Origin of the sequence: Klebsiella michiganensis, assembly GCA_000963575.1 — a bacterium.
Lineage (GTDB): Bacteria > Pseudomonadota > Gammaproteobacteria > Enterobacterales > Enterobacteriaceae > Cedecea > Cedecea michiganensis_A.
On sequence record CP011077.1, the window covers coordinates 547880 to 570343 of the forward strand.

Here is a 22464-nt window from a genome sequence, read left to right on the forward strand (position 1 = left end):
ACCGGAGGCGGGTGGAAATTACATTGCTATCATTAGTAGAGTATTTACTGCGCCGCCTGCGCTGCATTTACCTTATTGGCGGCCATAACGAACGGTAAATAAATTAACGTGGAGATGGCAAGGCACAGCAGGCCGACAACCAACGCCATCCAGTTCCCTCCGGTGCCGAAGAAGGCGATGAGCGGCCCCGGGGTTGTCCACGGTACGGCGTAGGCAATCGGCGGAATGATCTCCAGAGTCACGAAGGTGTAGCCCACCAGAGAGTTCACGAAAGGCACCATAATAAATGGAATGATCAGAATCGGGTTCAGGACGATGGGCAGGCCAAAAATCACCGGTTCATTGATGTTAAACAGGCCGGGCACGAAGGCCATTTTTGCCAGGTCGCGGTAGTCGGCGCGGCGGGAGGCAATAAAGATAGCCAGCAGCAGGCCAAGCGTCATTCCCGAACCGCCATAGTTGGCAAAGGCGTCGTTGATGCTTCCCCAGGTAATAGGGTATGGCGCGCCCCAGGTGGTGCCGTTGGAAGCGGCAAAAGAGAGGTTTTCGAGGTTAGCTTCGGAGAAAATAGTCTCGCGAATCGCCGCCGTGGTGTTCGGCCCGTGAATGCCCAGCACCCACAGGAAGTTGGTGACCACGCCAAGCACCAGCACCGCGACGATATTGGTGCCCATGTTTTTCAGCGGCGCCTGAATCAGGGTATAAATCAGTTCGTTCAGGCCATTCGGGGAGATTTTCGTCAGGCAGTAGTTCAGCACCGAGAAGAAAATCATCACGAAGAAGATAGGAATCAATACCTTAAATGAACGGGCAACCGCCGGTGGCACGGCGTCTGGCATGGTGATGGTGATTTTCGGGTTACGCGCCAGGCGGCAGAATATTTCCCCGGTAATCAGCGCGACAATCACCGCGACAAATAGCCCCTGTGGCCCCAGATATTGCGTGGTCAGATACGACTGCCCGCCCATCATTTGATAAGGGGTATACACCACAAAGAACGCGCCAATAGCGGTCAGGCCGCACAGCAAGTCGTCCTGCTGATAGCTAATGGCAATATTACGTGCGACCAGGAAAGCAATCATGATCGACATAATATTCACCGACCCGTTCATGACCGGGGAGAATATATTTTGTGCTTCGGCTAAATTAGGGAACAAGGTGCCAAGATGGAGCAGTGAAGCAATAAAACCATCCGGAGAAAGAATGGCAAAGTTAATCAGCACGATCAGCGAACTGGCCATGACGATAGGGAATGACAAAATAAAAGCATCGCGGATGGCCGAGACGTGTATCTGAGAATTTAATTTAATCGCAATAGGAACCAGAAGCTTTTCCATACCGCGCTCAAAGGCATTCATTATACTCATGATGCGCCCTTTATCATTAGAGAGATATTGAATGGTGATTTAAGTTTATCGACGAAATATTTTGTCAATACTAGACTGAGTGACAATAAACTTAATCAATTACCCATTGGGTTATTATTTTGGCTGGAAATGCTTAATGGCCGCCAAGCAAATTCAATGCTGAGTCAAGAACTGATTTTCCGTCCATCTGCCCATAAAATTTCATGTCAATCACTGCCACTGGGATTTTTCCCTGGGTTATTTCCTCTATCTCACTCTTTTGAAAACGAACCTGAGGCCCGAGCAGGACAACATCCGCTTCATTTCTTTTTATTCTCTCTTTTGCCTCGGCAATCGCCAGTGCGTTAATATTGACCGAAATATTTCCCGCTTCGGCGTGATCCTGCATTCTTTTAACCAGCATGCTGGTAGACATTCCGGCCGCACAAACCAATAATATGTTCTTCATTTTTACCCTTAACGCTTTGTAGATAATCAACCAGCGGCTAACTTAATGAATATCAATGCCTCCATCTGCCATTTCGATCACAGTTAGTCACCGCCGAGTGGTGCAGAAAGCAGAGTTAAAATGAACCTGTATTACGCTTTTAATATGAATGGAATGGTAATTGACTGTTTTTTAATGAATTAAGGAGGTTCAAAAGTGGTGTACAAAGATGTTGTTAACTTACTAAAAAGCCGGATCAGCAGCCCAACCTATCATATCGGCGACATACTCCCTTCGGAGAAAGAGCTGGCTGAGTTCTATAATGTGTCACGCAATACCTTGCGTAAGGCATTGAAAGTACTGGAGGATGAGGCGCTTATTGAGCGCAGGCATGGGTCTGGGACTTATGTGCGAAATAAACATTTTCAGGCTTCGGTTACGCACCTGGACAGCTTCACTGAGATTGCCAAAAGTGAAGGGAAAAAACCGTCCAGCCAGGTACTGAGATTTGAGCTGCAGCAGGCGTCGGAAGACATTGCGAGCCGCCTGCAGCTGGCCATCGGCGAGCCGGTCTATTACGCCAAAAGGCTACGCCACATCGACAATGTGCCGATGCAGCTGGAAGAGACCTGGTTGTCCGTGAACCGTTTCCCCGACCTGACGGTTAATCACATGAAGCGTTCGAAATTTTCCTACATTGAAGACGAATGCGGGGTCAAAATTCACGGCTGCTACGAGGCGTTTCAGCCCATTCTACCGTCAACCGAGATTGCCAAAATGCTGCACATCAGCACTCGCGATCCGATTATCCGCATGGAAACACAGTCCGTTGACGCGAGCCACAGCCCGATTGATTACTCGATCCTCTACACCAACGTGTTCGAGTTCCAGGTGAAGTACTTTTTACCTCGTAAGGCTGGCTAACCGCTGCGACAGGCCGTGCATTCGCAATGTCTGTCACAGTTCCGGCCGAAAAAGAGGTTCAGTAATGCTCAGAAAAGTGAACCTGTTGCCTTTGTAATGTGAACAACTAAGTTAACTCACTGTATATCATGCCTTTTAACAGGTTCATAAGTTGTTCAATGTGTTATTCCTCATCTATTGCCTGATACGCTTCCCATTGATTAAGATTTTCTTCGTTTTCAGAACTGACAATTAAAAATTGAACTCGTCAATTTTTGTATTCCTTTTACCAGGCATGAATATGACCGGTGCGAAATAATTTCTGTGTTTTAGTAGAAATAAACGACGTGCCGGAAATATGCAGGAGGAATTAACCTATGAATATCGCCGCATTTGATATCGGTGGTACCGCCTTAAAAATGGGGCTGGTCAACTCGCAGGGCGAGATACTGGCCAAAGGCAAAGAGACGATCAACGACAGCGACGGCGAGCAAATTCTACGGGCCATTTTAGCGTGGATCGCCGTCCATCCAGGCTGCGAAGGGGTGGCGATCAGTGCTCCTGGCTATGTCAACCCGCATACCGGCTTTATCGAAATGGGTGGGGCAATCCGCCGTTTTGACAACTTTGCCATCAAAGAGTGGCTTGAAGAGCGCACCCAGCTCCCCGTTGCCATCGAAAATGACGCTAATTGCGTCCTGCTGGCCGAACGCTGGCAGGGGAAAGCGGCGCAAATGAGTAATTTCCTCGTGCTGACCATCGGCACCGGCATCGGTGGGGCAATTTTCTGCAATAACCAGCTGGTACACGGCGCACGCTTCCGGGCGGGAGAGTTTGGCTACATGCTGACCGAACGCCCAGGCCCGCGCGATGTTCGCCGCTACACCATGAACGATACCTGCACCCTGAGAACCTTGCGCAAAGACTACGCGGAGTATGTCGGCAAGCCGCTTGAGGAGGTCAGCGGGGAAGAGATTTTCGACCGCTTTGACGCGGGTGACGTGGCCTGTCAGCGCATGGTCACCGCATTTTTCAACGACCTCGGCACCGGCCTTTATAACCTCGTCAATCTGTTCGACCCGGAAAAAATTCTGCTCGGCGGCGGCATTGTTGAACGCCCTGGCTTCCTCGAACTGCTGCGCGAACACTTAGCCTGGTTCACCATCGACGACTATATCGACACCGTCAGCCACGGCAACGATGCCGGACTCATTGGGGCGGTCTACCATTTTAATCAGCACTATCGGTCGCAGCATGCGATCTCTAATTAAGGGAGAGAATATGTCTGGATTCAAAGAAGGTTTTCTGTGGGGTGGCGCGGTTGCGGCGCACCAGTTGGAAGGTGGCTGGAAAGAGGGCGGCAAAGGGGTTAGCGTCGCGGATGTGATGACGGCTGGCGCCCACGGCGTCCCGCGTGAGATTACCGATGGCGTGCTGCAGGGAAAAAATTACCCAAACCATGAAGCGATCGATTTCTATCACCGCTACAAAGAAGATATCCAGCTGTTTGCCGAGATGGGCTTCAAATGCTTCCGTACCTCCATCGCCTGGACGCGTATTTTCCCGCTGGGCGACGAGCTGGAACCGAACGAAGCTGGCCTGCAGTTCTACGACGACCTGTTTGATGAGTGCCTGAAGCACGGCATTGAGCCGGTAATTACGCTGTCGCACTTCGAAATGCCTTACCACCTGGTTACCGAATACGGTGGCTGGCGTAACCGTAAGCTGATTGATTTCTTCCTGCGCTTCTCGAAAGTGGTCTTCACGCGCTATCAGCACAAAGTGAAGTACTGGATGACCTTTAACGAGATCAACAACCAGGCCAACTACCATGAAGATTTCGCGCCGTTCACTAACTCAGGCCTGAAGTATCAGCCGGGTGAAGATCGTGAGCCGGTGATGTACCAGGCGTCACACTATGAGCTGGTTGCCAGCGCCCTGGCGGTGCGTGCGGCCCGTGAAATCAACCCTGCGCTGCAGGTCGGTTGCATGATTGCCATGTGCCCAATTTATCCGCTGACCTGTGCGCCAGGCGACATGATGATGGCGATGAATGCGATGCACCGCCGCTACTGGTTCACCGATGTGCACGTTCGCGGCAAATACCCGCAGCACCTGCTGAATTACTTCGAGCGCCGTGGTTTTGAGCTGGATATCACCGACGAAGATCTGGCGGCGCTTGCCGAAGGCTGCGTCGATTACATCGGCTTCAGCTACTACATGTCCTTTGCGACCAAAGCCAGCGCCGACAACCCGCAGTTCGACTACGACGAATCAAAAAGCCTGGTGTCTAACCCATACGTGCAAAAATCCGACTGGGGCTGGCAGATTGACCCGGTAGGCCTGCGTTATTCCCTGAACTGGTTCTGGGATCACTATCAGCTGCCGCTGTTTATCGTGGAAAACGGCTTCGGGGCGATTGACGTGGCCCAGGGCGACGGTTTTGTCGATGACCAGTACCGTATCGACTATCTGTCTGCTCACGTCGCGGAAATGAAAAAAGCGGTGGTGGAAGACGGTGTGGACCTGATGGGTTACACCCCGTGGGGCTGTATCGACCTGGTGTCCGCCGGGACGGGCGAAATGAAAAAACGCTACGGCTTTATCTATGTCGATAAAGACAACGAAGGCAACGGTAGCCTGAGCCGCAGCCGCAAGAAGTCGTTCCAGTGGTATAAGGACGTGATTGCGAGTAACGGCGACAAGCTCTGATAACGCCCGTGGCTGACTGAACGCTGGTTTAAACACCAGCGTAAGGTTACTGACTAAGAGGGAAAAGCGTGGTTTTTCCCTCTTAGTGGTTATCAGCCGAAAATCAACGAATTGATTTTCCTGTTTTTTTAACAATCTGTCCGACGCTGGTTTAAACACCAGCGTTTTTTATTTCAGTTTACCCAGCAACTCGGCGGAGTTGACCACAAACCCGAAGCATTGCTGCACGTTATACAGCGTGGCCTCCACGCAGTATTTCGGTGATGTTGTGGCGCTGCAATCTTCCAGCAGCAGGCAGTCATAGCCGTGGAAGTTGGCATCCTGCAGCGTACACAGCACGCACTGGTCAAGATTCACGCCTGCAAAGAGCAGGGTCGTGACGCCGAGGTTCCTCAACACGCTGTCCAGCACGGTGTCCTGAAAGCCGGACATCCGGTATTTATCAATGCGAATGTCGGCGGCGGCAGGCGTCAGCTCTGCCACGACTTCCGCAGACCAGCTTCCCGCCTGAAGCACCGGCGCGCCGGATTCCGGCAGCGGGTCGCCGAGGCCCGTTTGGGTGCCATCCGGGTTATAAACGTGCAGCAGCGCGGGGCTGAGATTAAGCCTGTCCGGGCGGTTGCCCCAGTTCAGCCAAATCACCGGCACATCGGCCGCCCGCAGCGGCGGCAAGAGTTTACCCAGGGGGACAATCGGCGCCCGTGCGGGAGTCACGTCCACGCCAATGTGCGCCAGCCAGCCCCCGGGGTGACAGAAATCATTTTGCATATCGATGACGATCAGCGCGCTGCGTTCCAGATCGAACGAGATCTCGCGCCCACGGCTTTCCAGAGATACCGGCCTTGAGGGGCGGCTGGTCCGTACCATATTCACGCTTTTTCTTGTCACCAGCCACTGATTGCGCGGGGCGCTGCCGAGGGAATAGTCAGCCATTACTGCGCTTCCCCTTGCAGTACGCGGAGATCTTCTTCGTCCAGGGAAACGGGGATCCCGCGACGAATCAGTTCGGCGAAGCCTTCGTTGGGGGTCATCACCGTCAGCGTGTATAGCTTGCCTGCGCCGGTATTGCGTATGGCGTGTTCATTGCCCGGGTGCAGCAGAAGCGCATCCCCCTGGCGAATGACCGTTTCTTCATCGTTGCAGCGGGCAATGCCTTCCCCGGCAAGCACGTAGAAAAACTCGTGCGCCTCGGCGTGCACATTTGGAGGCGTGGCGCCGCCGGGAGTAAAAATTTCAACCACAAACACGTTTTCAATGCCGTCCTGATGCTTGTCGAACAGCACGGCAAAGTAGTTGGTGTCCGTCGGGCTGATGCGAAAAGCCTGGGCGCTGGACACGTCGGTAAGGCGGAAATGTTTCATCGGTTATGACTCCTTGCGGTAAGGCTGCGTCAGGGCGCGAGGCTGAATGGTTCGCCCCACCACGCCGGACATCGCCAAAATAGTGAGCAGGTACGGCAGCGCCAGCAGAACCTGTGGCGGCAGAGAACTTTCGAAGACCTGCAAAGAGAGCTGCAGCGCATCGGCAGCGCCAAAAATAAAGGCGGCCAGCAGGGCTTTGAGCGGGCTCCAGCGGCCAAAAATCACGATAGCTAAGGCGATAAAGCCCTGGCCGCTGACAACATTGTCGCGGAACAGGCCGATTTGTGCGGTGACCAGGTAGCTGCCGGCAAGCCCGGCCCCCAGGCAGGAAAACAGTACGCCCCAGGTGCGTAATTTCAGTACGTTAAGCCCGGCGGCATGGGCCGCTTTTGGGTTTTCACCCACGGCGCGCAGCGCCAGGCCAAAGCGCGTATGGAACAGGCCAAAGTGAGCGATAAACACCAGGCTAAGGGTGAGATAGAGCGGCCAGGGCTGAGTAAAAAGCACCGGGCCGATAAACGGCAGGGATGACAGAAACGGCAGGGGCCAGGCGGCAAACATCGGGATCGCCGCCGCCCCGCTAGCCCCGATGGTCAGGGAATAAATCCATGAGGCCAGGCCCGCGGCCAGGATATTAAAGACAATCCCCACCACAATCTGGCTGGCGTGCGCGCGTAAATACAGCGCGGCCAGCAATATGCCGACCAGCAGGCCGCCCGCGCCGCCCGCAAAGAAGCCGATCAGCGTTGAGCCGGTATACGCGGCCGCAAGATAGCTGCTGAGTGCGCCCAGCAAAATAGTGCCTTCCAGTCCGATGTTGAGGACGCCCGCACGTTCGGCGTAGATCTCGCCGAGCGCAGCAAGTAAGACCGGGCCCGCAAGGCGGATAGCTGCGGCCAGCCAGCCGATGAAAAAGGCGGTATCGAGGTGCGTCATGGCGCTCATGATTTTTTCTCCACTAAAGCATCCTGAGTCACGGGGCGGGCTGGCAGGCGGAGGCGGTAATAGCGCAGGACGTCGCCCGCCAGGATCATTAGCACCACCAGACTTTGCAGAATCAACACGACCGAAGTGGGCAGGCCGGTTTCTCGCTGCATGGCACCGCCGCCCACCTGCAATCCTCCGTACAAAATGGCGGTGGGGATCACCAGCAGCGGGTTCAGCCGCGCCAGCAGCGCCACCACCACGCCGATAAAGCCGACGCCGCCGGAAATGCCGTCCATCAGCCGGTGCTGTACGCCAAGTACGGCGCACAGCCCGGCGAGAGCCGCAAAACCTCCGCCCAGGTAAACCGCACCCATTTGGCGGCGGGCAACGTCCACGCCGCCATAGCGAGCCGCTTTTGGATTCAGCCCGGCCAGGCTGATTTCGTAACCCGCAGGGGTACTGCGCATAAGCCAGCAGGTAAACAGCGTGGCAATAATGGCGATGGCGATGCCCCAGTGGGTTTTCATCCCGCTGAGAACAAACGGCAGCCATGTGTCCTGCGGCAGGCGGGGCGTTTGCGGCAGATCACCCGGGGCGCGCATCGGGCCGGACACCAGGTATTGCACTAAAAAGATGGCGACGTAATTTGCCATCAGCGAAATCAGAACATCGTTGCCGCCAAAGCGAACACGCAGGGCTCCCACCCAGCCAGCCCAGAGCGCGCCGGCGATAAATGTCACCAGCAGCACAAGTGGCCAGTAAAGTTCGATCGGCAGCTTCCAGGGGAGGCCCTGCGGCGTGCCTGAAAGCGCTATCCAACTGGCGGCTGCTGCGCCGACCAGGAAGCAGCCTTCAAAGCCGATATAACCCAGCCCAGCCCGCCAGATAACAAGCGTTGCCAGCGCGATAAGCATCAGCGGCGTGGCCTGTACCAGACTCAGGCCGAAGCCGCGCGTGGAGCCGAAGGCCTCGCTAAACAGGACGCCATAAGCGGTGAAGGGATCCGCGCCGAAGGGTAAAAACAGCAGCCCGCCGACGATAAACGCCGCAAGAATGCCGCCGAAGCTGGTCAGCGCCAGCGCCGAGGAGGATTGTGCCGGAGAGAGGCGTCGTTCAAGCCACTTTGTCATGCTTCGGGTCCGCTTGAGTCGGGCTGCCACCGGCCATTAGTTCAGAAAGGAGAGCCGGCGTGGCGTGTGCCGTCTCCATCTCGCCCGCGATTTGGCCGTTGTACATCACGGCAATGCGATCCGAGAGGTTGAGAATTTCTTCCAGTTCAGCGGAGATCAGCACGATGGCGCAGCCGCTGTCCCGTGCCGCCAGCAGACCCGCCCAAACGGCTTCAACCGCGCCGACGTCCAGCCCACGGGTAGGCTGCTCAACGATCAGCAGTTTGGGGTTCCGGGCGACTTCACGACCGAGGATCAGCTTTTGCAGATTGCCGCCTGAAAGCTTGCCGGCTTCGAACTGGGCATCCGGAGCACGAACGTCAAAGCGGGCAATGATCTCTTTGGCGTGGCGGGTGATTTTCAGGCGATCCAGCAGCCAGCCTTTGGCTTTGGTAAAACTGCGCTGGGAGCCGAGCATCGCGTTTTCTTCCAGCGAAAGGGTGACAAACGAGCCGACTTCCCGGCGGTCAGCGGGAATAAAACCGATGCCTTTTTGGCGACGCTGAGCGGGCGTGGCGTCGGAGATGTCTTCTCCTGCCAGCAGAATACGTCCGGCTTCTATCGGCATCAGGTTGAGCAGGGCGCTTGCTAGTTCCGACTGGCCATTACCTTCCACGCCGGCAATGCCCAGTATTTCGCCCGCGGCGACTTTAAGCGACGCGCGCCAGATTTTTTGCTGCCCGGTTTCGTCGCGCAGGGCAATGCTGTCGACGTGCAGCACGTTGCGCCCTGGCCGACAGGGCGTTTTCTCGACGCGCAGCACAACATCACGGCCAACCATGCGGCGAGCCAGATCGGTTTCGGAGGTGTCAGACACCGCCACGGTTTCCACCATTTTTCCGGCACGCATGACGGAAACACGGCGGGCGATGGCCATAATTTCATAGAGCTTATGGGTCACGATCACCACGGATCGCCCTTCGGCACAGAGCGATTTCAGCGTGGCAAACAACCCTTCTTTCTCTTTCGGCGTGAGCACCGCCGTAGGTTCATCCAGGATCAGAACCTGCGCATCACGATAGAGCAGCTTGAGGATCTCAACCCGCTGCTGTACGCCAACGGAGAGGTGCTGTACCTGCGCCCAGGGATCGACGGCCAGGCCGTGCTTATCCGACAGCGCCTGCAGCCTGGCGGCGGCGGCCTTCAGGTTGAGCACGCCGCTGGCGTTTTCTTTCAGGCCGAGCACCACGTTCTCGACGACCGTCATCGGCTGCACCAGCATAAATTCCTGGTGAACCATGCCGATGCCGCAGGCAATGGCGTCGCTCGGATCGCGAAACTTTACGCTTTCACCTGCGACGATGATTTCCCCCTCATCGGCCTGATACAGGCCGTAGAGGATTTGCATCAGGGTACTTTTTCCTGCGCCGTTCTCGCCCAGAAGAGCGTGGATCTCACCGGCTTCGATGGTCATCGAGACGTTGTCGTTGGCGGTGACGCGGGCAAATCTTTTAGTGATGCGATTTAACGCGACCCGCACCTCTGGCGCAGCTATGTTCATCTGTTGGCTCCGGGTCAGGCGGGGGTGGATAACGCGCCGGTATCAAGCTGCTGCCAGATTTTCTGGAAGGCTTGCCAGGCGCCATCGCTCACTAAGCTGGCGTTGTGGGATGTTCCGCCATAAATAACCGACCAGGCTTTGGCGACGCTGGGCGCCCACTCTTCGCCGCCTTTAAAGGCGTGGCCTGCGGCTGCGCTGCCGACCTGTTCCACAACCCAGTCCACGTTTTGCTTGAAGCTGCAGGCGATGTGGGCCGGGGAGACATCTTTCTGATCGGTGTAGCAGCCGATGGCTTTGACGTTCGCGGCAATCGCGCCCTGCAGCGCGCCCAGGCCGGTGACATCGGCGGCATGCCAGATAACGTCTGCGCCGTTGGTGATCATGGCCGTGGCGGCCTCACGTCCTTTTGCCGCGTTGCCGTAATCGCCGGTGACAACGCCAAGTCCCTTGATGCCAGCCCGTGTTTTTTCAGCCCCGAGAATAAAGGCACGCATCATGCCCTGCTGAGTCGGATTATCGCCGCCGCCAACAAAGCCCACGGCTTTTCCTTTCTCCGAAATCAGCGCCGCCAACGCGCCTGCGGCATAGGCGGCCTGAATGTAGGCCAGATTAATGTATTCGACGTTCTTCGGTGCGGCCTCCGCAGGTTTAAAGGTGGAGGCAAAAAAGTCGGTTTCAGGATAGTCCGGCGCAATTTCAGTGAACGCCGCGCCGTACTCGAAGCTATGGCCGATAATCAGGTTGTAGCCATCGTCCGCATAGCCGCGAATCGATTGCTCCATTTGTGCCTGCGGCACGCTTTCACTCCAGGCCACTTTGATGCCGGATTTTTTCAGGCTTTGCAGGCCCTGATAGGCCAGAGAATTCCAGCCCCCGTCGGAAATCGTCCCCGGCAGCAGCAGCGCCACTTTGAACTCTTTCGCCGCCGCCAGGGCAGAGCGTGACATGACGGGGGCAAGGACCGGTAATACCACGGCGCCTGCCAGCATTTTTGCAAAGTTTCTGCGGGTGATACCTGCCATTTTTCTCTCCCAAAAGGGTTGATGGAGAATTACTGATGGCTTCAGTTATGCCGCGCTTAGCGATATCTTAAAAGCACGTATTTTCGTACTCACCGATGCCTTTTAGGCAACGCAGGAGCCCTGATGCTGAAATATCGTTTACTGGTTTATCTTGATGAGGTGGCGCGCAGCGGCTCGATCCGTAAGGCCGCAGAGCGCCTGCATATTTCCGCTTCGGCGATCAACCGCCAGCTGTTGGCGCTGGAGGAAGAGCTGGGCACGCCTTTATTCCAGCGTTTGCCGCGTAAAATGATCCTCACCGCTGCGGGGGAAACGCTCATTCACCATGTTCGCCAGAGCTTTAAAGAGCTGGAGTGGGCGCAGATTAAAATTGAGGAGTTAAAGGGACTGCGGCGTGGGGAAGTGACCGTGGCAATGATGAGCGGGCTCGCGGCTAACCTTATCCCTCGTGCGGCAGCCGATTTCCGCCGCGCCAACCCACGGGTAAAGCTTCATCTGCAGCAAATGACCCGCGGAGAGGATATCACCGGCGCAGTGGCCTCCGGTGACGCAGATTTAGGGATTGGTTTTGATTTTGAAATGCGCTCGGCGCTGCGCAGTATTGCCAGCGTGACGGGGCGGCTCGGGGCCGTTGTTGCGCCAGGGCACCCGCTGGCGGACAAAAGCAGCCTGCGGTTAAGCGACTGCATGCCTCATCCGATGGTCATCGCCGATGATTCAACGGTGATCCGCCCCTATCTGAACGACGTATTTGCTCGCGCGATGGTGGCGCTGCAGCCGGTGATTGAAACCAATTCCATCGAGGTGATGCGCCAGTCGGCAATGATGGATCAGGCGCTGACGTTTCTCACGCCGTTTGATATCGAAACCGATTTACGCAGCGGGCGGCTGGTGTATATCCCGGTGCGTGAGCTGGGCCAGCAAACGCAAACCCTGATGCTTATCGGCCACGACCGGGGCACCAGCGCCATCGGCAGCGTGCTGGCCGAAACGTTAAAAGGCATGATGCTGCAGATGGCGTAGTGCCCGACCTGACGTCGGGCGGCATATTCAGCGGCTAAAAGCGGTATGTGGGGTCAGCAGGCTGAGATCGGCCCGGCTGACCTCTTCAATTAACTGCAGCAGAGCGCGGGCGGCGCGTTCAACTTCAATGCTGCCTCGTTCAGCATCGGCGGCGGCTGCATTCCCCGTTGTGCCTGAAGGGTGCAGATCCTGGGCCATCCAGCCAAAGCTGACGCCGCCTTCCGGCGTGAGGATGCCGCCTTGGGCTTCCATCGCTACCGAAGCCGAGACAAAATTATCGGCATGCTGCATGTGAACTAAATCAGGGTGAAGATGCAGCATCACGCTGGTTTCTGATTCTCCTCCGTGAATGCCGTGCTGCCGCTCTGCTTCGCTGTAGAGATCGGCCGTATCAATGGTGCGGAACCAACTGGCGCCAACGGCCAACATCCCCAGTTCCACGCGGAGCCTGCGGCAGACGATTTCCATCAGTTGGGGCTGCCCACCGTGAGAATTCCAGAAAATGAGCTTGCGGACGCCCGCGCGCCATGCGCTTTTAGCCACTTCAAACCATACCTGGCCCAGCACGTCATAGGGCAGCGTGAGCGTGCCGGGGTAAGCCAGGTGTTCGTCAGACTTGCCAATGGGTAAAGCGGGCATAAACAGCGCGGGCAGACCAGCGGGGAGATGCTCTACCGCGCGCTGGACAATACCGGCATTAATGGCGGCATCGACCCGCACCGGCAGGTGGGGGCCATGCTGTTCCACGGCGCCAATGGGCAGCACCGCGACAATATTGTGCATCTCCAGCTCGCTGAATTCGCGGGTGGAAAGATCCCACCACCAGGGGGAAGAGGGCATTTTCATAGGGCATCTCCTTTTTCTTCAAGCTGCCATACCTGACGGTATCGTTAAAGCAGCAAAAATGGCGCATTGTGTTGCCTTTTTGAGAACGGAGTTATTGCTGGAGAACCTCGTGAATAACGTTTTTCGCTGGTCGTAAGCTAAATTCTGGTTAACACTGCCGGTATTTAGCTTATTTAGTTCTTAATCATGCCTTTTTAGCTTAACGGTAAGTGAGTTTGTGCTTTTTCTTTAAATAAAGAGCAGCAGGAGAACGTTATTTTTGACCTGAATCATTTTCTTTATTGATATTTAATTTATTAACTAAATAAACTTGCCGTGTGTGATATTGACGAAGTTGATTGCCTCTGATGTACTAACCCGGAATTTTGTTTTTGTCACGGTGATTTATCCATCGAAAAATCGCTGGCTGAAATTAACTCTGGACACGATTATGAAAAAAATAACACGGATTATGCTGGCCACTGTAGGTTTGCTTGTTTCAATGTCAGGACATGCCGAAGCCACAAAGACAGATGCCAGTGAACACCGTATTCCAGCGGTGAAATTGATTAACACGGCTGATAATCACTCTGCATTTGTAAAAGGTTCAATTCCCTCTCTGGCAAAACTTTCCTCTGAAGACCTCTATTTCAGTAATACCTTTGAAGAGTGGCAGAAAGGTGTCCATCCTGCACCTAAAAAACAGTATGTGGTTACCCTGAAGGGCAAGCTGAAGTTTAAGGTTAGCGATGGCTCCACATTCATCATCGAGCCAGGCACGGTGCTGCTTGCGGCCGATACCGCGGGCGAAGGGCACAGCTGGGATATCGTTGACGGAAAGGAGTGGGTACGCGTTTATATCCCGGTGGGTGATGACGATCACTTCATCGCAGATAAATAATTCCCGCAGAGAGAAAGCGTCAATTTCAGCCCCGTTAACCACAGAATGGGACGGGGCTGCCACTCCTAAAGATAGTAGTTTTAATTTAATTTGAAATATTAATCCGCTCATTATTTGTCATCTCATTGTCATTATTTCATGTTGATGGAGTCATTATAAATAATGACTAAAGAAGTCTCTCAGGCTGCCGATAAAAAATCCGATAATTTCAAAGATACCGTCGCAACCGTTGATGTGATTTCTACTGATTACCTCCTCTTATTGCCTGCGATATAACCATTAAAGCTCAGAGGGATTTATGAACAAACTGAAGAATATGCGCCTTAGTACCATGCTGGGGGCTGGCTTTGCGCTGGTCATCGCCATTGGGTTCTTTGTCGCATTATTTGCCAGAATGCAGTTAGTTTCTGTTGGAAATAACCTTAATTATGCCGCCAATGTTCGCCTGGTGAATTTACTGTTGATTGTAAAGATTAAGGATAATATTACGGATAATGCCCACGATATTCGTGATATGGCGTTGTTCACCACGCTGCCGCATACCGAAGCCGAGAGCCGGGACTACATTACAAAAACTAACCAGGTACTCGAAAAGCGCATTACGGATAACAACGTCCTGTTGAAACAGCTGGATAAGGCGTTGAAGCTCAAGCGCTCTCGCGAGTTGTTCGACAACCTGAACAATGTTCGCCCGGCCTATTCTCAGGCGCTTCGCAAGGTGATGAGCGTCAGCGCGGCGGGGCAGTACGACGCCGCTCGTGCGCTGGTCATCAGTGAAGTGGTTGGCCCGCAGGCCAGGGTGCTCGATGCGCTCAGCGAGATGATTAGCGATCATTCCGGTAGCACGGTGAGCATGGCCCGTGGCTATGTTGAGGAAGCACACTTTGCCGGTAACCTGCTGTTGATGATTACGATTATCAGCGCCGTGATTGGCTCTTTGATTGCCTGGGGTATAGGGCGGGCGGTGAAAGGCCAGTTGGGTGGTGAGCCGGTTTATGCTGTCTCCGTAGCCAAACACGTTTCTGAGGGCCAGCTCAATACCGCCGTTGAACTCAAGCCAGGGGACACCAGAAGCCTGCTCGCGGCTATGGATGACATGCGTAGCCGTCTGCTCGGCGTCGTACGTGAAGTGCGAGACAGCAGCCATTCTATCTCCGTTGGCGCCAGCGAGATTGCGGCTGGCAGCACCGATCTCAGCCAGCGTACCGAGGAGCAGGCCGCCAGCCTGCAGGAAACAGCCGCTTCTATGGAACAAATGAGCCAGACAATTCAGCAGAATGCCGAGACGGTGCGCACCGCCACTCGCCTGGCCAATTCGGCCAGTGAAACGGCCACACAAAGCGGCAATGCCGTTAATAATCTGGTGCTGACCATGCGTGAGATTAGCGAAAGTTCGCAGAAAATTGGCGACATCATTAGCGTTATCGATGGGATTGCCTTCCAGACGAATATTCTGGCGCTGAATGCTGCCGTTGAGGCCGCTCGTGCAGGGGAATCCGGGCGCGGTTTTGCGGTAGTTGCCGGGGAAGTGCGCTCGCTGGCGCAGCGCTCTGCTTCCGCGGCCAGTGAGATCAAAGCCCTGATTGAGGACAGCATGCGTACTGTAACAAAAGGATCGGATATGGTGAGTTCGGCGGGAACGACGATCGATGACCTGGTGCAGCAGTCCCACCGCGTGGCCGGGCTGATCGCTGAAATCGGGGTGACGACGGAAGAGCAGGGGCAGGGTATTGCGCAGATCAACGTGGCTATCACTCAACTGGACCAGGTCACGCAGCAGAATGCAGCGCTGGTGGAGGAGTCTGCCAGCGCCGCTGAGAGCCTCAGCGATCAGGCCACTCGGCTGGTGCAGTTGATGAGTATCTTCAATACCGGGCAGGCAATTGCCGCGGCTAACGCGCGGCAGGCTAAATCTGCCCCAGTGTCCACGATTCGCCAGCCTGCGCTTGCCCCGAATGCTGGCAGCGCAGATAACTGGGAACAGTTCTAAAGGGCTGCTACGGGCTGTTTTAAAACTCAGGCCCGGGTTTACTCGGGCCTTACCGTTTTAGGTTAAATTCAACCCGCTCTGCAGCCTGACATGACCCTGGCAGCCGTTAAATCCAATATTATATTTGTCACAAATAGACATCTCAAAATCCTGACGGCGGTTGATAAAAACAGGTGGGTGGGATATCTTTATTTTTAACATGCAATAGCTTTATAAATGTTGAGAATATGAAAAGCGAATTATTTAAATTTACTGAAGAGAATAATAATGGTTATACCTTCAGGTGGACAAAGAAACATTATGAATATTGTGCAGATAATAATATCTTTTTAGGCCACAAGGGCCGGAAAGTTTATAAAGAGAGAAATCTATTTCGTTTCTCTAAAGGCGATAAAGTAAAAATTGATGATAATGTTGTTGCCGAAGAGTATTCCACAATGCCGGTTCGTAATTTCTCCAGCGTGGGCGCGTTTTCATTTCCAAGCTGCCATTTTTCTGGCAATACCATTATCGGCAGGTTCTGCAGCATTGCTTCGCATGTGAAGGTTATGGGGGGAAATCATCCGATGGATAGGTTTACCACGCATATGCTCACCTACAATGGGGGATTTGATAAATATGCCAGGACTGAATTTAATCGAGAGTGGGTATTGAAGCCGTTTGATACGACTCAAAAAAATCCTGTCATAGGTAATGACGTCTGGATTGGTAATGATGTGGTTTTGAAAGGGGGGATTACCATTGGTGATGGCGCAATTATTGCCGCAAACTCGGTGGTTACAAAAGATGTGCCTCCTTACTCGGTTGTTGCCGGTGTGCCTGCCAGGGTAATTAAATACCGTTTTAATGCTGATGTGATTAAAGAATTGTTACTTTTAAAATGGTGGGAGTATAACTATCCTGATCTGCCTGATAATAATAAATGTGATGATATTGATTATTTTATTAAAGAAGTTGGCGATGGGGTTACCAGTGGAAGATTAAAGAAAAAAGAGTACAAGAAATTCGATCTTTCTAAGGATTTTAGGACGCTTTAATTTGAGGTTTTCATTGCATGAAACTCAAGTTTTTGTTCCTGCGATCTTTATGGAGCACGCATTAATTATTACCTTCCTGGCAGGTTTTACAGGCTGGCAAGTCCGGCATATCGGCTTTGAACGATAAAACCATTGAGGGCAGGGCCGGCGGTAAGCCAGGGAAAATATTTACTGGGCATAAAACGTGACTGACCCTGAAAAAATGAAGTTTGATTAATGGTACATTTGATCTCGCGTGTCACAGTCTTATTTATTAAGCGGTTGATTTTAAGGATAAATTATGACAACAGCGATTGATAAAGCATTAGACTTCATTGGCGGTATGAACACCTCGGCCTCCGTGCCGCACCCTATGGATGAAAGCACCGCGAAGGGAATGTTTAGGTATCTCAAGCAACTCGGCGTCCCGGCTACCGCAGCTGACGTCACGGCTCGTGGTGTCCAGGAGGGATGGAACACCGACTTCACGAAAAAAGTTGCCGGTTGGGCGGACAAGGTTGAGTCCGGTAACCGCCTCGTTATTAAAAACCCTGAATATTTTTCTGCCTATATGAAGGAAGAGCTCCGGGCTTTGGTGTGAGCTGACTACTTTGTCGCCCGAATAAGCAATAAGGCTGACGATTCCTCGTCAGCCTTTTTTGTCTGGTGGCCCCTGCAGGGCTTGAGCCAGGGGTCAGATCGGGTTCATAGTTTGAGCTCCGTTGGCATTGTTTGGGAGGAGGGTTTATCGGATGAACCCCTGTTGTTGCAAGGTGGGTACTCAAAACCTAACCCCCCGGTTTCTTTGCTTGCCAGCGTGACAAACATCGAATAGGTGGCATCGTTTTTCTTGCTCTTAAAACCTTTTATCTCGCCGCTTTTCCCTTTGCTGATAATGGTTTTAATCTGTTTTTGGGTGAGCTTTTTACCGCGCAGTTTCAGCCGGATTTTGAATTTAGAGCTGATGCAGGCGCAGGTTTTGGGTGCCATCACGAGCGGAGAATCGCAGTCCGGACAATTGACGGACAGGCGCGAAGACTCTGTTTTTTGGCAGGGTTTTCCGCTGCGCTGATGTTGATATCGGCGCTTTCCACCTGGCGGGAAATTTCCCCGTAAAGCTCGTCGATAAACGTTTCGAGGGATATTTCACCGGTTTCAATGGCCGCCTGTTTCTTTGCCCGGACCGCGGTCATATCCGGCTGTGTAACGGCGTCGGGGAGGGCACCAATCAGCCTATCCCTGCTTCGGTGGCTACAAACTTTCCTTTTTCCACGCTGATGTCGTTCTGCTTTTTCAGGGGGGCGATAATTGCCGCTCGGGTGGCCGGTGCGCCGGCCGCAAATGCTTTACCCAGCCAGGACGCAAGAAAAAAGGCCGTTAAACGCCCTTTCGCCCTTGCCATAAAAAAGGCCCGCATCAAGCGGGCCTGTGGGTAATTGAGAAGTCTAAAAGGGGTACTCCGCCGTGACTGGATCCTTCCGTATTCAGTCACGGCGGGCTGTCACACAAACAACCGGTTGAATGACAATCATTAAAACAACTATTTTCACGCTAAAACTTGTTACATAACCCGTAATTTATTCAGTGCTATGCAAGTCAGATGATTTTTAGCGTTGGTGACGGAATTTTTTAGGATTCCGGCGTAAAACCCTCTAAAAGAAGGATCAGAATGACCAGCGCAGGTTGGCGTTAACCGAATTAACGCGGGTATCGGCGCCGAATTGCCCCTGATAGCCGACATCCAGCGTCGCAGCGCGCGACAGCTTCACACTCACGCCGATATCGCCCACCATCACGTTGTCATCCACGGCCTGGCCCTGAGTGACGAACACATCGCTACCGGCAAACGCCATGCGCGATGAGGTGTTCTTATCGCCGTAGGCGTGCTGCCAGCCGAGCGAGCCGTAAAGGCTGACGTTCTTCGGCAGTTCGGTCACGCCGCGCACCCCGAGAGTTGAGTAGAAGGTGTTCATCGTTTCATTGCGCACGCTCAGCGCCGCCGCGCCTCCCGACTCCTGGAAGCTGTCGGTATGCAGGCGGATGTAGCTCAGGTTAATGAACGGTTCGACGTTCATTCCCGGCTGGCCGAAACGGTAACCCGCTTCGGTAAACGCCAGCAGCGAGTTCGCGTCGTAATCCGACTTCAGCCGATCGGAGAAGCCGCTGAAATCGACGTTGCGCTTGCCTTCGATCTTGTGCCATGTGTAACCCAGCGCGCCGCGCAGCGAGAACGCATCCTGCTGCCCTGCCGCATACAGACCAAGGTGGTAGCTGTCGGTATCGGTCCTGGAGCGGCGGCTGTCGACGTCATAATCGCCGCGACTGTAACCGAAGTAGCCGCCGATGCGCACGTTATGGTCAGCCAGCTTGCGATCCGCGCCCAACAGGAAGCCGGTGGTATTGCCATCCAGCTTGCCCACGTTGCCGTCGCCGCTGTTTCTGCTCCAGGAGCTGAAGGTCTGCCCCCAGACGCCACTGTTTTGCGCCTGCGACGGTTGCACCAGCGACATCGCCAACGGCGGCACCGGCAGGCTGTCGTTATCGAACACGCGCAGCATGCGTTGGTTAAGCACGTTGAACAGCTGGGTGCTGCCGGCGATCAGGTTAGACTGCATAGAGGGATAGACTTCGCCGGACAGCTGATTGAACGACTCGCGCGCTTCTGGCGCGCTCAGCAACAGCAGAGAGTTGTACAACGCCAGTGATGGGCCGTGCTGCATCAGCGTCGAGAGCGCACCGGCGGTATTCCATTGGTTACTGCTTTCGGCCACAGTTTGGAAAATGCCCGGGTTTTCGCCCCCCGGATTTTCGCCCCCTGGATTTTCGCCCCCTGGATTTTCGCCCCCCGGATTTTCACCCCCTGGGTTTTCACCCCCTGGGTTTTCACCGCCCGTGTCTTTCTGCGCGATGGTCAGATCCACGGCGTTGGCGCTGTGACTCAACGCCACATCGAGAAAGGCAGACCTGGAGACCGCCGCCGCGAACTGGCCATCAACGCCGCCGTCCGAGGTCAGAATGCGGTAGCTCTGGCCGGTTTTATAGCTGGTTTGCGGATCCAGCGTCATGACCTGCACTTTGGCCTGATCGCTGATGGTGGTTTTACCCGCCACCAGCAGTTGGTCGCTGCGGCCGTCACCGGCGATATCGACGTCGTAGAAAGATTCACCGATAAAGTTCAGGTAGCGTTTCAGCGTCAGCGTACCGATATTGCCATCGCCAGGCGAGATATGGCCACCGGACAGGATCTCGGTCTGGCCCAGCGTGCCGTTACCGCCCAGCGTGCCGCCAGCCTTGATCGATGCGGCGCTGCTGTAGCCTTGCCCGTTATTGACGTCGGAACCCGCCGTTGCGTTGAGGATCAGCGTGCCGCCATTCTCGGCGCCGAGGGTTTGAATGTCGAAGATGTTGTCTTCTTCCTGGGTATTGATGTCGCTGGCGATAATGAGTTTGCCGCCGCGCGCGGTGACGTTCGCCTGCAGCTCAGTGAGATCGCCGTTCAGCGTCGTGTGCCCGGCGGTGTTGATCACCTCGCCTTCGCCGCTCATCTTATTGCTGAAGACGTAATTGTCGGCTGTATGGTTAAAGTACACATAGCTGCCGAACAATCCGCCCCGCAGGCTGATCGCCGTCTGGGCATTGATGGTGCCTGGGGCGCCTGCCACACCGAGCGTCGGCTCGGTCAGCCCGGTGCCGGTGTCCATATTGCCGCGGCTGCCGATAATCAGCGCGCCGCGGTTCGAGCCGGAACCGGTCGCGCCCAGCACCAGTTGGTTACCGCCGGCGGAGAATGTCCCGCCGTCCATGACCGCTAACACGCCGTTGCCGTAGTCGCCGACGTTGACGCTGCTGCCGCTGGTAACGCGTGAGCCGCTACCGGCTATCACCAGCTCGGCGGTTTTACGCGCGCCTGAGACGCCCGCCACCTGAACGTTACCGACGTTGACCACACCACCGTTCAGCACGTCCAGATCGCCGTAGAGCGTGAGCGTTCGGCCGACGTCCCACTGGGAATTGGCCCCTGTAACCGTGGCTTTAGGGCTCAAATTGTCGGTCTCCCCCGGCCCGCTGCCATTGCCGATGCGCGCGTCATAGACCGTGTTTAACACCGCACCATCCTCGATCGACAGGGTCGATCTGGCCCCCAGATCGGTGCCGACGCTGAGGAAATTGCTGACTACGCGAGAACCGGCGCCGGTGGCGATAAGGTGACTGTCATAACCACGGGTGGTACCGACCACGATCTCTTTCGCGCTGGCCAGCGCGCCGTCTTCAACCCGCAAAATGCCCAACCCCAGGTTCAGACCGCCTCGCAGCACGGATTGATCGATCACCGCGGTTAGCTCGGCGTTCGGCCCGCGGACAGTGACCAGGCTGTCGTGAATTTGTCCGTTGAACATCCGTCCGATATTGATGTTATAGGCGCTGATCTTGCCATTATCGATCAGCAGGTTGCCGTTTTGATTACGGCCGACGTAAACATCCCCGGTGTAGACCAATGATTCAGTAATTTCTGAGTCGCCGTCAAAAATAGCATCGTCAGCGCGAGCAATATCGGTGGGGGCCAGCATCAACAGCGGCGCGGAAAATAGAGCGAGGTAAAGTTTGGAAAGCGGTGTTTTAACCGCTAAAGGGTGCGGTGTCTTGTCATTCACAGGCTATCTCCGTGCTCGTTAGCGTGATGTCGCGGAATGTGTTGTGGTAGGGAAACTCAATGCGCTAGAGGAGGTATGAGGCGTTATTCCTCGCACGCCGGCTTATTGATCGTCGAAGCAAAAGATTATTGCTCCCCGGCGTTGGCGCTCCGACGATGGAAAATCAAGAAGCGGTAATACCGCCTCCAAAGCTAATTATTTATGGGTGACTACTGGTGTACAGGTCGGCGCGCTCAGCGACGGCGAGGAACCTAAAATCCCCGGCATCATCATCGACGAACAATCGAAAATACGGCCCTTTTCCGTGGTTGCGCGATAAGAAAGTTTTTGGCCGCCCAGTGCATCCGGCTGCGCGCCATTGACATTGGTTACGGTAATTTCGTCCGATGAAGCCAGACCCAGCATTTTGGCTGTTTCTGCCTGCAGCAGTGGAATGGCCTGATCGGTTTTCAGGGTGGAACAACCGGCTAGCAACATCGTAACGGTTAAAGCGATAAGCGGTTTCTTCATAAATCATCTTTTATAACCAATTAGTTAAATTTATTGATTGGCTTTATGTTTTCTCTTATCCAAATCCTCGAATAATATATTTCCCTTTCCTAAATGAAAAAACCCTCCTAAAGTAGGGAGGGCTGATAATAATTCATCTGACCTATCTGATATTTGAA

General features: G+C 54.4%; 22 protein-coding genes. 8 read left to right on the forward strand and 14 right to left on the reverse strand.

Annotation, left to right across the window (positions count from 1 at the left end; all coding sequences use genetic code 11):
- Positions 1-44 precede the first annotated feature (44 nt).
- Together VW41_02630 and VW41_02635 are read right to left on the reverse strand one after the other, a co-directional pair.
- Positions 45-1367 (reverse strand): PTS cellobiose transporter subunit IIC, encoded by a 1323-nt coding sequence (locus VW41_02630; protein AJZ88021.1) that lies wholly within the window; start codon positions 1365-1367, stop codon positions 45-47.
- 133 nt (positions 1368-1500) lie between these two features.
- On the reverse strand, positions 1501-1815 hold the full coding sequence (locus VW41_02635) for a PTS lactose transporter subunit IIB (protein ID AJZ88022.1): 315 nt from the start codon (positions 1813-1815) through the stop codon (positions 1501-1503).
- A 195-nt stretch (positions 1816-2010) separates the two neighbouring features.
- Between VW41_02635 and VW41_02640 the strand changes: the two genes are divergently transcribed.
- The 3 genes from VW41_02640 (at position 2011) to VW41_02650 (ending at position 5409) form a co-directional block, all read left to right on the forward strand.
- On the forward strand, positions 2011-2718 hold the full coding sequence (locus VW41_02640) for a GntR family transcriptional regulator (GenBank protein ID AJZ88023.1): 708 nt from the start codon (positions 2011-2013) through the stop codon (positions 2716-2718).
- A 356-nt stretch (positions 2719-3074) separates the two neighbouring features.
- On the forward strand, positions 3075-3968 hold the full coding sequence (locus VW41_02645; protein ID AJZ88024.1) for a beta-glucoside kinase: 894 nt from the start codon (positions 3075-3077) through the stop codon (positions 3966-3968).
- Positions 3969-3978: 10 nt separating this feature from the next.
- The gene (locus VW41_02650; protein AJZ88025.1) at positions 3979-5409 is read left to right on the forward strand and encodes an aryl-phospho-beta-D-glucosidase; all 1431 of its coding nucleotides are present in this window, start codon (positions 3979-3981) and stop codon (positions 5407-5409) included.
- 168 nt (positions 5410-5577) lie between these two features.
- Here VW41_02650 and VW41_02655 read toward each other — a convergent pair whose 3' ends face one another.
- The 6 genes from VW41_02655 to VW41_02680 are packed head-to-tail and all read right to left on the reverse strand — an operon-like array spanning position 5578 to position 11389.
- A complete protein-coding gene (locus VW41_02655; protein AJZ88026.1) occupies positions 5578-6342 on the reverse strand; it encodes an isochorismatase in 765 nt (254 codons plus the stop codon).
- Entirely contained in the window at positions 6342-6770 is a 429-nt protein-coding gene (locus VW41_02660; protein ID AJZ88027.1) for a cupin, read from the reverse strand. Before VW41_02660 ends, VW41_02655 begins: the two co-directional genes overlap by 1 nt.
- A 3-nt stretch (positions 6771-6773) precedes the next feature.
- Positions 6774-7706, reverse strand: a complete 933-nt coding sequence (locus tag VW41_02665) for a sugar ABC transporter permease (protein AJZ91828.1) — start codon at positions 7704-7706, stop codon at positions 6774-6776.
- 5 nt (positions 7707-7711) lie between these two features.
- Entirely contained in the window at positions 7712-8827 is a 1116-nt protein-coding gene (locus VW41_02670) for a sugar ABC transporter permease (GenBank protein ID AJZ88028.1), read from the reverse strand.
- Positions 8811-10367 carry a heme ABC transporter ATP-binding protein gene (locus tag VW41_02675; protein ID AJZ88029.1) on the reverse strand — a complete coding sequence of 519 codons (1557 nt, stop codon included), beginning with the start codon at positions 10365-10367 and terminating at the stop codon, positions 8811-8813. Before VW41_02675 ends, VW41_02670 begins: the two co-directional genes overlap by 17 nt.
- 14 nt (positions 10368-10381) lie before the next feature.
- Positions 10382-11389, reverse strand: a complete 1008-nt coding sequence (locus tag VW41_02680; GenBank protein AJZ88030.1) for a sugar ABC transporter substrate-binding protein — start codon at positions 11387-11389, stop codon at positions 10382-10384.
- A 123-nt stretch (positions 11390-11512) separates the two neighbouring features.
- On the opposite strand from VW41_02680, the gene VW41_02685 reads away from it, so the two are divergent.
- Positions 11513-12412 (forward strand): LysR family transcriptional regulator, encoded by a 900-nt coding sequence (locus VW41_02685; protein ID AJZ88031.1) that lies wholly within the window; start codon positions 11513-11515, stop codon positions 12410-12412.
- Between the two features lie 27 nt (positions 12413-12439).
- Here VW41_02685 and VW41_02690 read toward each other — a convergent pair whose 3' ends face one another.
- Complete coding sequence (locus VW41_02690) at positions 12440-13258, reverse strand: creatininase (protein ID AJZ88032.1); 819 nt, start codon at positions 13256-13258, stop codon at positions 12440-12442.
- A 430-nt stretch (positions 13259-13688) separates the two neighbouring features.
- Here VW41_02690 and VW41_02695 point away from each other — a divergent pair, with 430 nt between their 5' ends.
- The 4 genes from VW41_02695 to VW41_02710 all read left to right on the forward strand — a co-directional run bounded on the left by VW41_02695 (position 13689) and on the right by VW41_02710 (position 17745).
- The gene (locus VW41_02695; GenBank protein AJZ91829.1) at positions 13689-14138 is read left to right on the forward strand and encodes a hypothetical protein; all 450 of its coding nucleotides are present in this window, start codon (positions 13689-13691) and stop codon (positions 14136-14138) included.
- Positions 14139-14436: 298 nt separating this feature from the next.
- A complete protein-coding gene (locus VW41_02700; GenBank protein AJZ88033.1) occupies positions 14437-16128 on the forward strand; it encodes a chemotaxis protein in 1692 nt (563 codons plus the stop codon).
- 227 nt (positions 16129-16355) lie between these two features.
- Positions 16356-17165: an acetyltransferase gene (locus VW41_02705; GenBank protein ID AJZ88034.1), complete on the forward strand. Its 810-nt coding sequence runs from the start codon at positions 16356-16358 to the stop codon at positions 17163-17165.
- A gap of 280 nt (positions 17166-17445) precedes the next feature.
- A complete protein-coding gene (locus VW41_02710) occupies positions 17446-17745 on the forward strand; it encodes a hypothetical protein (protein ID AJZ88035.1) in 300 nt (99 codons plus the stop codon).
- Between the two features lie 104 nt (positions 17746-17849).
- Here VW41_02710 and VW41_02715 read toward each other — a convergent pair whose 3' ends face one another.
- The 5 genes from VW41_02715 to VW41_02735 form a co-directional block, all read right to left on the reverse strand.
- Positions 17850-18134 (reverse strand): hypothetical protein, encoded by a 285-nt coding sequence (locus VW41_02715; GenBank protein ID AJZ88036.1) that lies wholly within the window; start codon positions 18132-18134, stop codon positions 17850-17852.
- Positions 18134-18337 carry a hypothetical protein gene (locus VW41_02720; GenBank protein AJZ88037.1) on the reverse strand — a complete coding sequence of 68 codons (204 nt, stop codon included), beginning with the start codon at positions 18335-18337 and terminating at the stop codon, positions 18134-18136. Before VW41_02720 ends, VW41_02715 begins: the two co-directional genes overlap by 1 nt.
- Positions 18338-18372: 35 nt before the next feature.
- Entirely contained in the window at positions 18373-18561 is a 189-nt protein-coding gene (locus VW41_02725; protein ID AJZ88038.1) for a hypothetical protein, read from the reverse strand.
- 247 nt (positions 18562-18808) lie between these two features.
- Positions 18809-21796 carry a transporter gene (locus VW41_02730; GenBank protein ID AJZ88039.1) on the reverse strand — a complete coding sequence of 996 codons (2988 nt, stop codon included), beginning with the start codon at positions 21794-21796 and terminating at the stop codon, positions 18809-18811.
- Between the two features lie 195 nt (positions 21797-21991).
- Entirely contained in the window at positions 21992-22306 is a 315-nt protein-coding gene (locus tag VW41_02735) for a hypothetical protein (GenBank protein ID AJZ88040.1), read from the reverse strand.
- Between the last annotated feature and the right edge of the window lie 158 nt (positions 22307-22464).

What these genes read in the sequence shown, in the direction of transcription:
- VW41_02665 (AJZ91828.1), bottom strand. Translation starts at nt 7,706, where the DNA reads ATGACGCACCTCGATACCGCCTTTTTCATCGGCTGGCTGGCCGCAGCT.
- VW41_02630 (AJZ88021.1), bottom strand. Translation starts at nt 1,367, where the DNA reads ATGAGTATAATGAATGCCTTTGAGCGCGGTATGGAAAAGCTTCTGGTT.
- VW41_02635 (AJZ88022.1), bottom strand. Translation starts at nt 1,815, where the DNA reads ATGAAGAACATATTATTGGTTTGTGCGGCCGGAATGTCTACCAGCATG.
- VW41_02660 (AJZ88027.1), bottom strand. Translation starts at nt 6,770, where the DNA reads ATGAAACATTTCCGCCTTACCGACGTGTCCAGCGCCCAGGCTTTTCGC.
- VW41_02725 (AJZ88038.1), bottom strand. Translation starts at nt 18,561, where the DNA reads ATGCGGGCCTTTTTTATGGCAAGGGCGAAAGGGCGTTTAACGGCCTTT.
- VW41_02645 (AJZ88024.1), top strand. Translation starts at nt 3,075, where the DNA reads ATGAATATCGCCGCATTTGATATCGGTGGTACCGCCTTAAAAATGGGG.
- VW41_02680 (AJZ88030.1), bottom strand. Translation starts at nt 11,389, where the DNA reads ATGGCAGGTATCACCCGCAGAAACTTTGCAAAAATGCTGGCAGGCGCC.
- VW41_02650 (AJZ88025.1), top strand. Translation starts at nt 3,979, where the DNA reads ATGTCTGGATTCAAAGAAGGTTTTCTGTGGGGTGGCGCGGTTGCGGCG.
- VW41_02655 (AJZ88026.1), bottom strand. Translation starts at nt 6,342, where the DNA reads ATGGCTGACTATTCCCTCGGCAGCGCCCCGCGCAATCAGTGGCTGGTG.
- VW41_02690 (AJZ88032.1), bottom strand. Translation starts at nt 13,258, where the DNA reads ATGAAAATGCCCTCTTCCCCCTGGTGGTGGGATCTTTCCACCCGCGAA.
- VW41_02715 (AJZ88036.1), bottom strand. Translation starts at nt 18,134, where the DNA reads ATGGCACCCAAAACCTGCGCCTGCATCAGCTCTAAATTCAAAATCCGG.
- VW41_02735 (AJZ88040.1), bottom strand. Translation starts at nt 22,306, where the DNA reads ATGAAGAAACCGCTTATCGCTTTAACCGTTACGATGTTGCTAGCCGGT.
- VW41_02720 (AJZ88037.1), bottom strand. Translation starts at nt 18,337, where the DNA reads ATGACCGCGGTCCGGGCAAAGAAACAGGCGGCCATTGAAACCGGTGAA.
- VW41_02685 (AJZ88031.1), top strand. Translation starts at nt 11,513, where the DNA reads ATGCTGAAATATCGTTTACTGGTTTATCTTGATGAGGTGGCGCGCAGC.
- VW41_02695 (AJZ91829.1), top strand. Translation starts at nt 13,689, where the DNA reads ATGAAAAAAATAACACGGATTATGCTGGCCACTGTAGGTTTGCTTGTT.
- VW41_02705 (AJZ88034.1), top strand. Translation starts at nt 16,356, where the DNA reads ATGAAAAGCGAATTATTTAAATTTACTGAAGAGAATAATAATGGTTAT.
- VW41_02700 (AJZ88033.1), top strand. Translation starts at nt 14,437, where the DNA reads ATGAACAAACTGAAGAATATGCGCCTTAGTACCATGCTGGGGGCTGGC.
- VW41_02670 (AJZ88028.1), bottom strand. Translation starts at nt 8,827, where the DNA reads ATGACAAAGTGGCTTGAACGACGCCTCTCTCCGGCACAATCCTCCTCG.
- VW41_02675 (AJZ88029.1), bottom strand. Translation starts at nt 10,367, where the DNA reads ATGAACATAGCTGCGCCAGAGGTGCGGGTCGCGTTAAATCGCATCACT.
- VW41_02710 (AJZ88035.1), top strand. Translation starts at nt 17,446, where the DNA reads ATGACAACAGCGATTGATAAAGCATTAGACTTCATTGGCGGTATGAAC.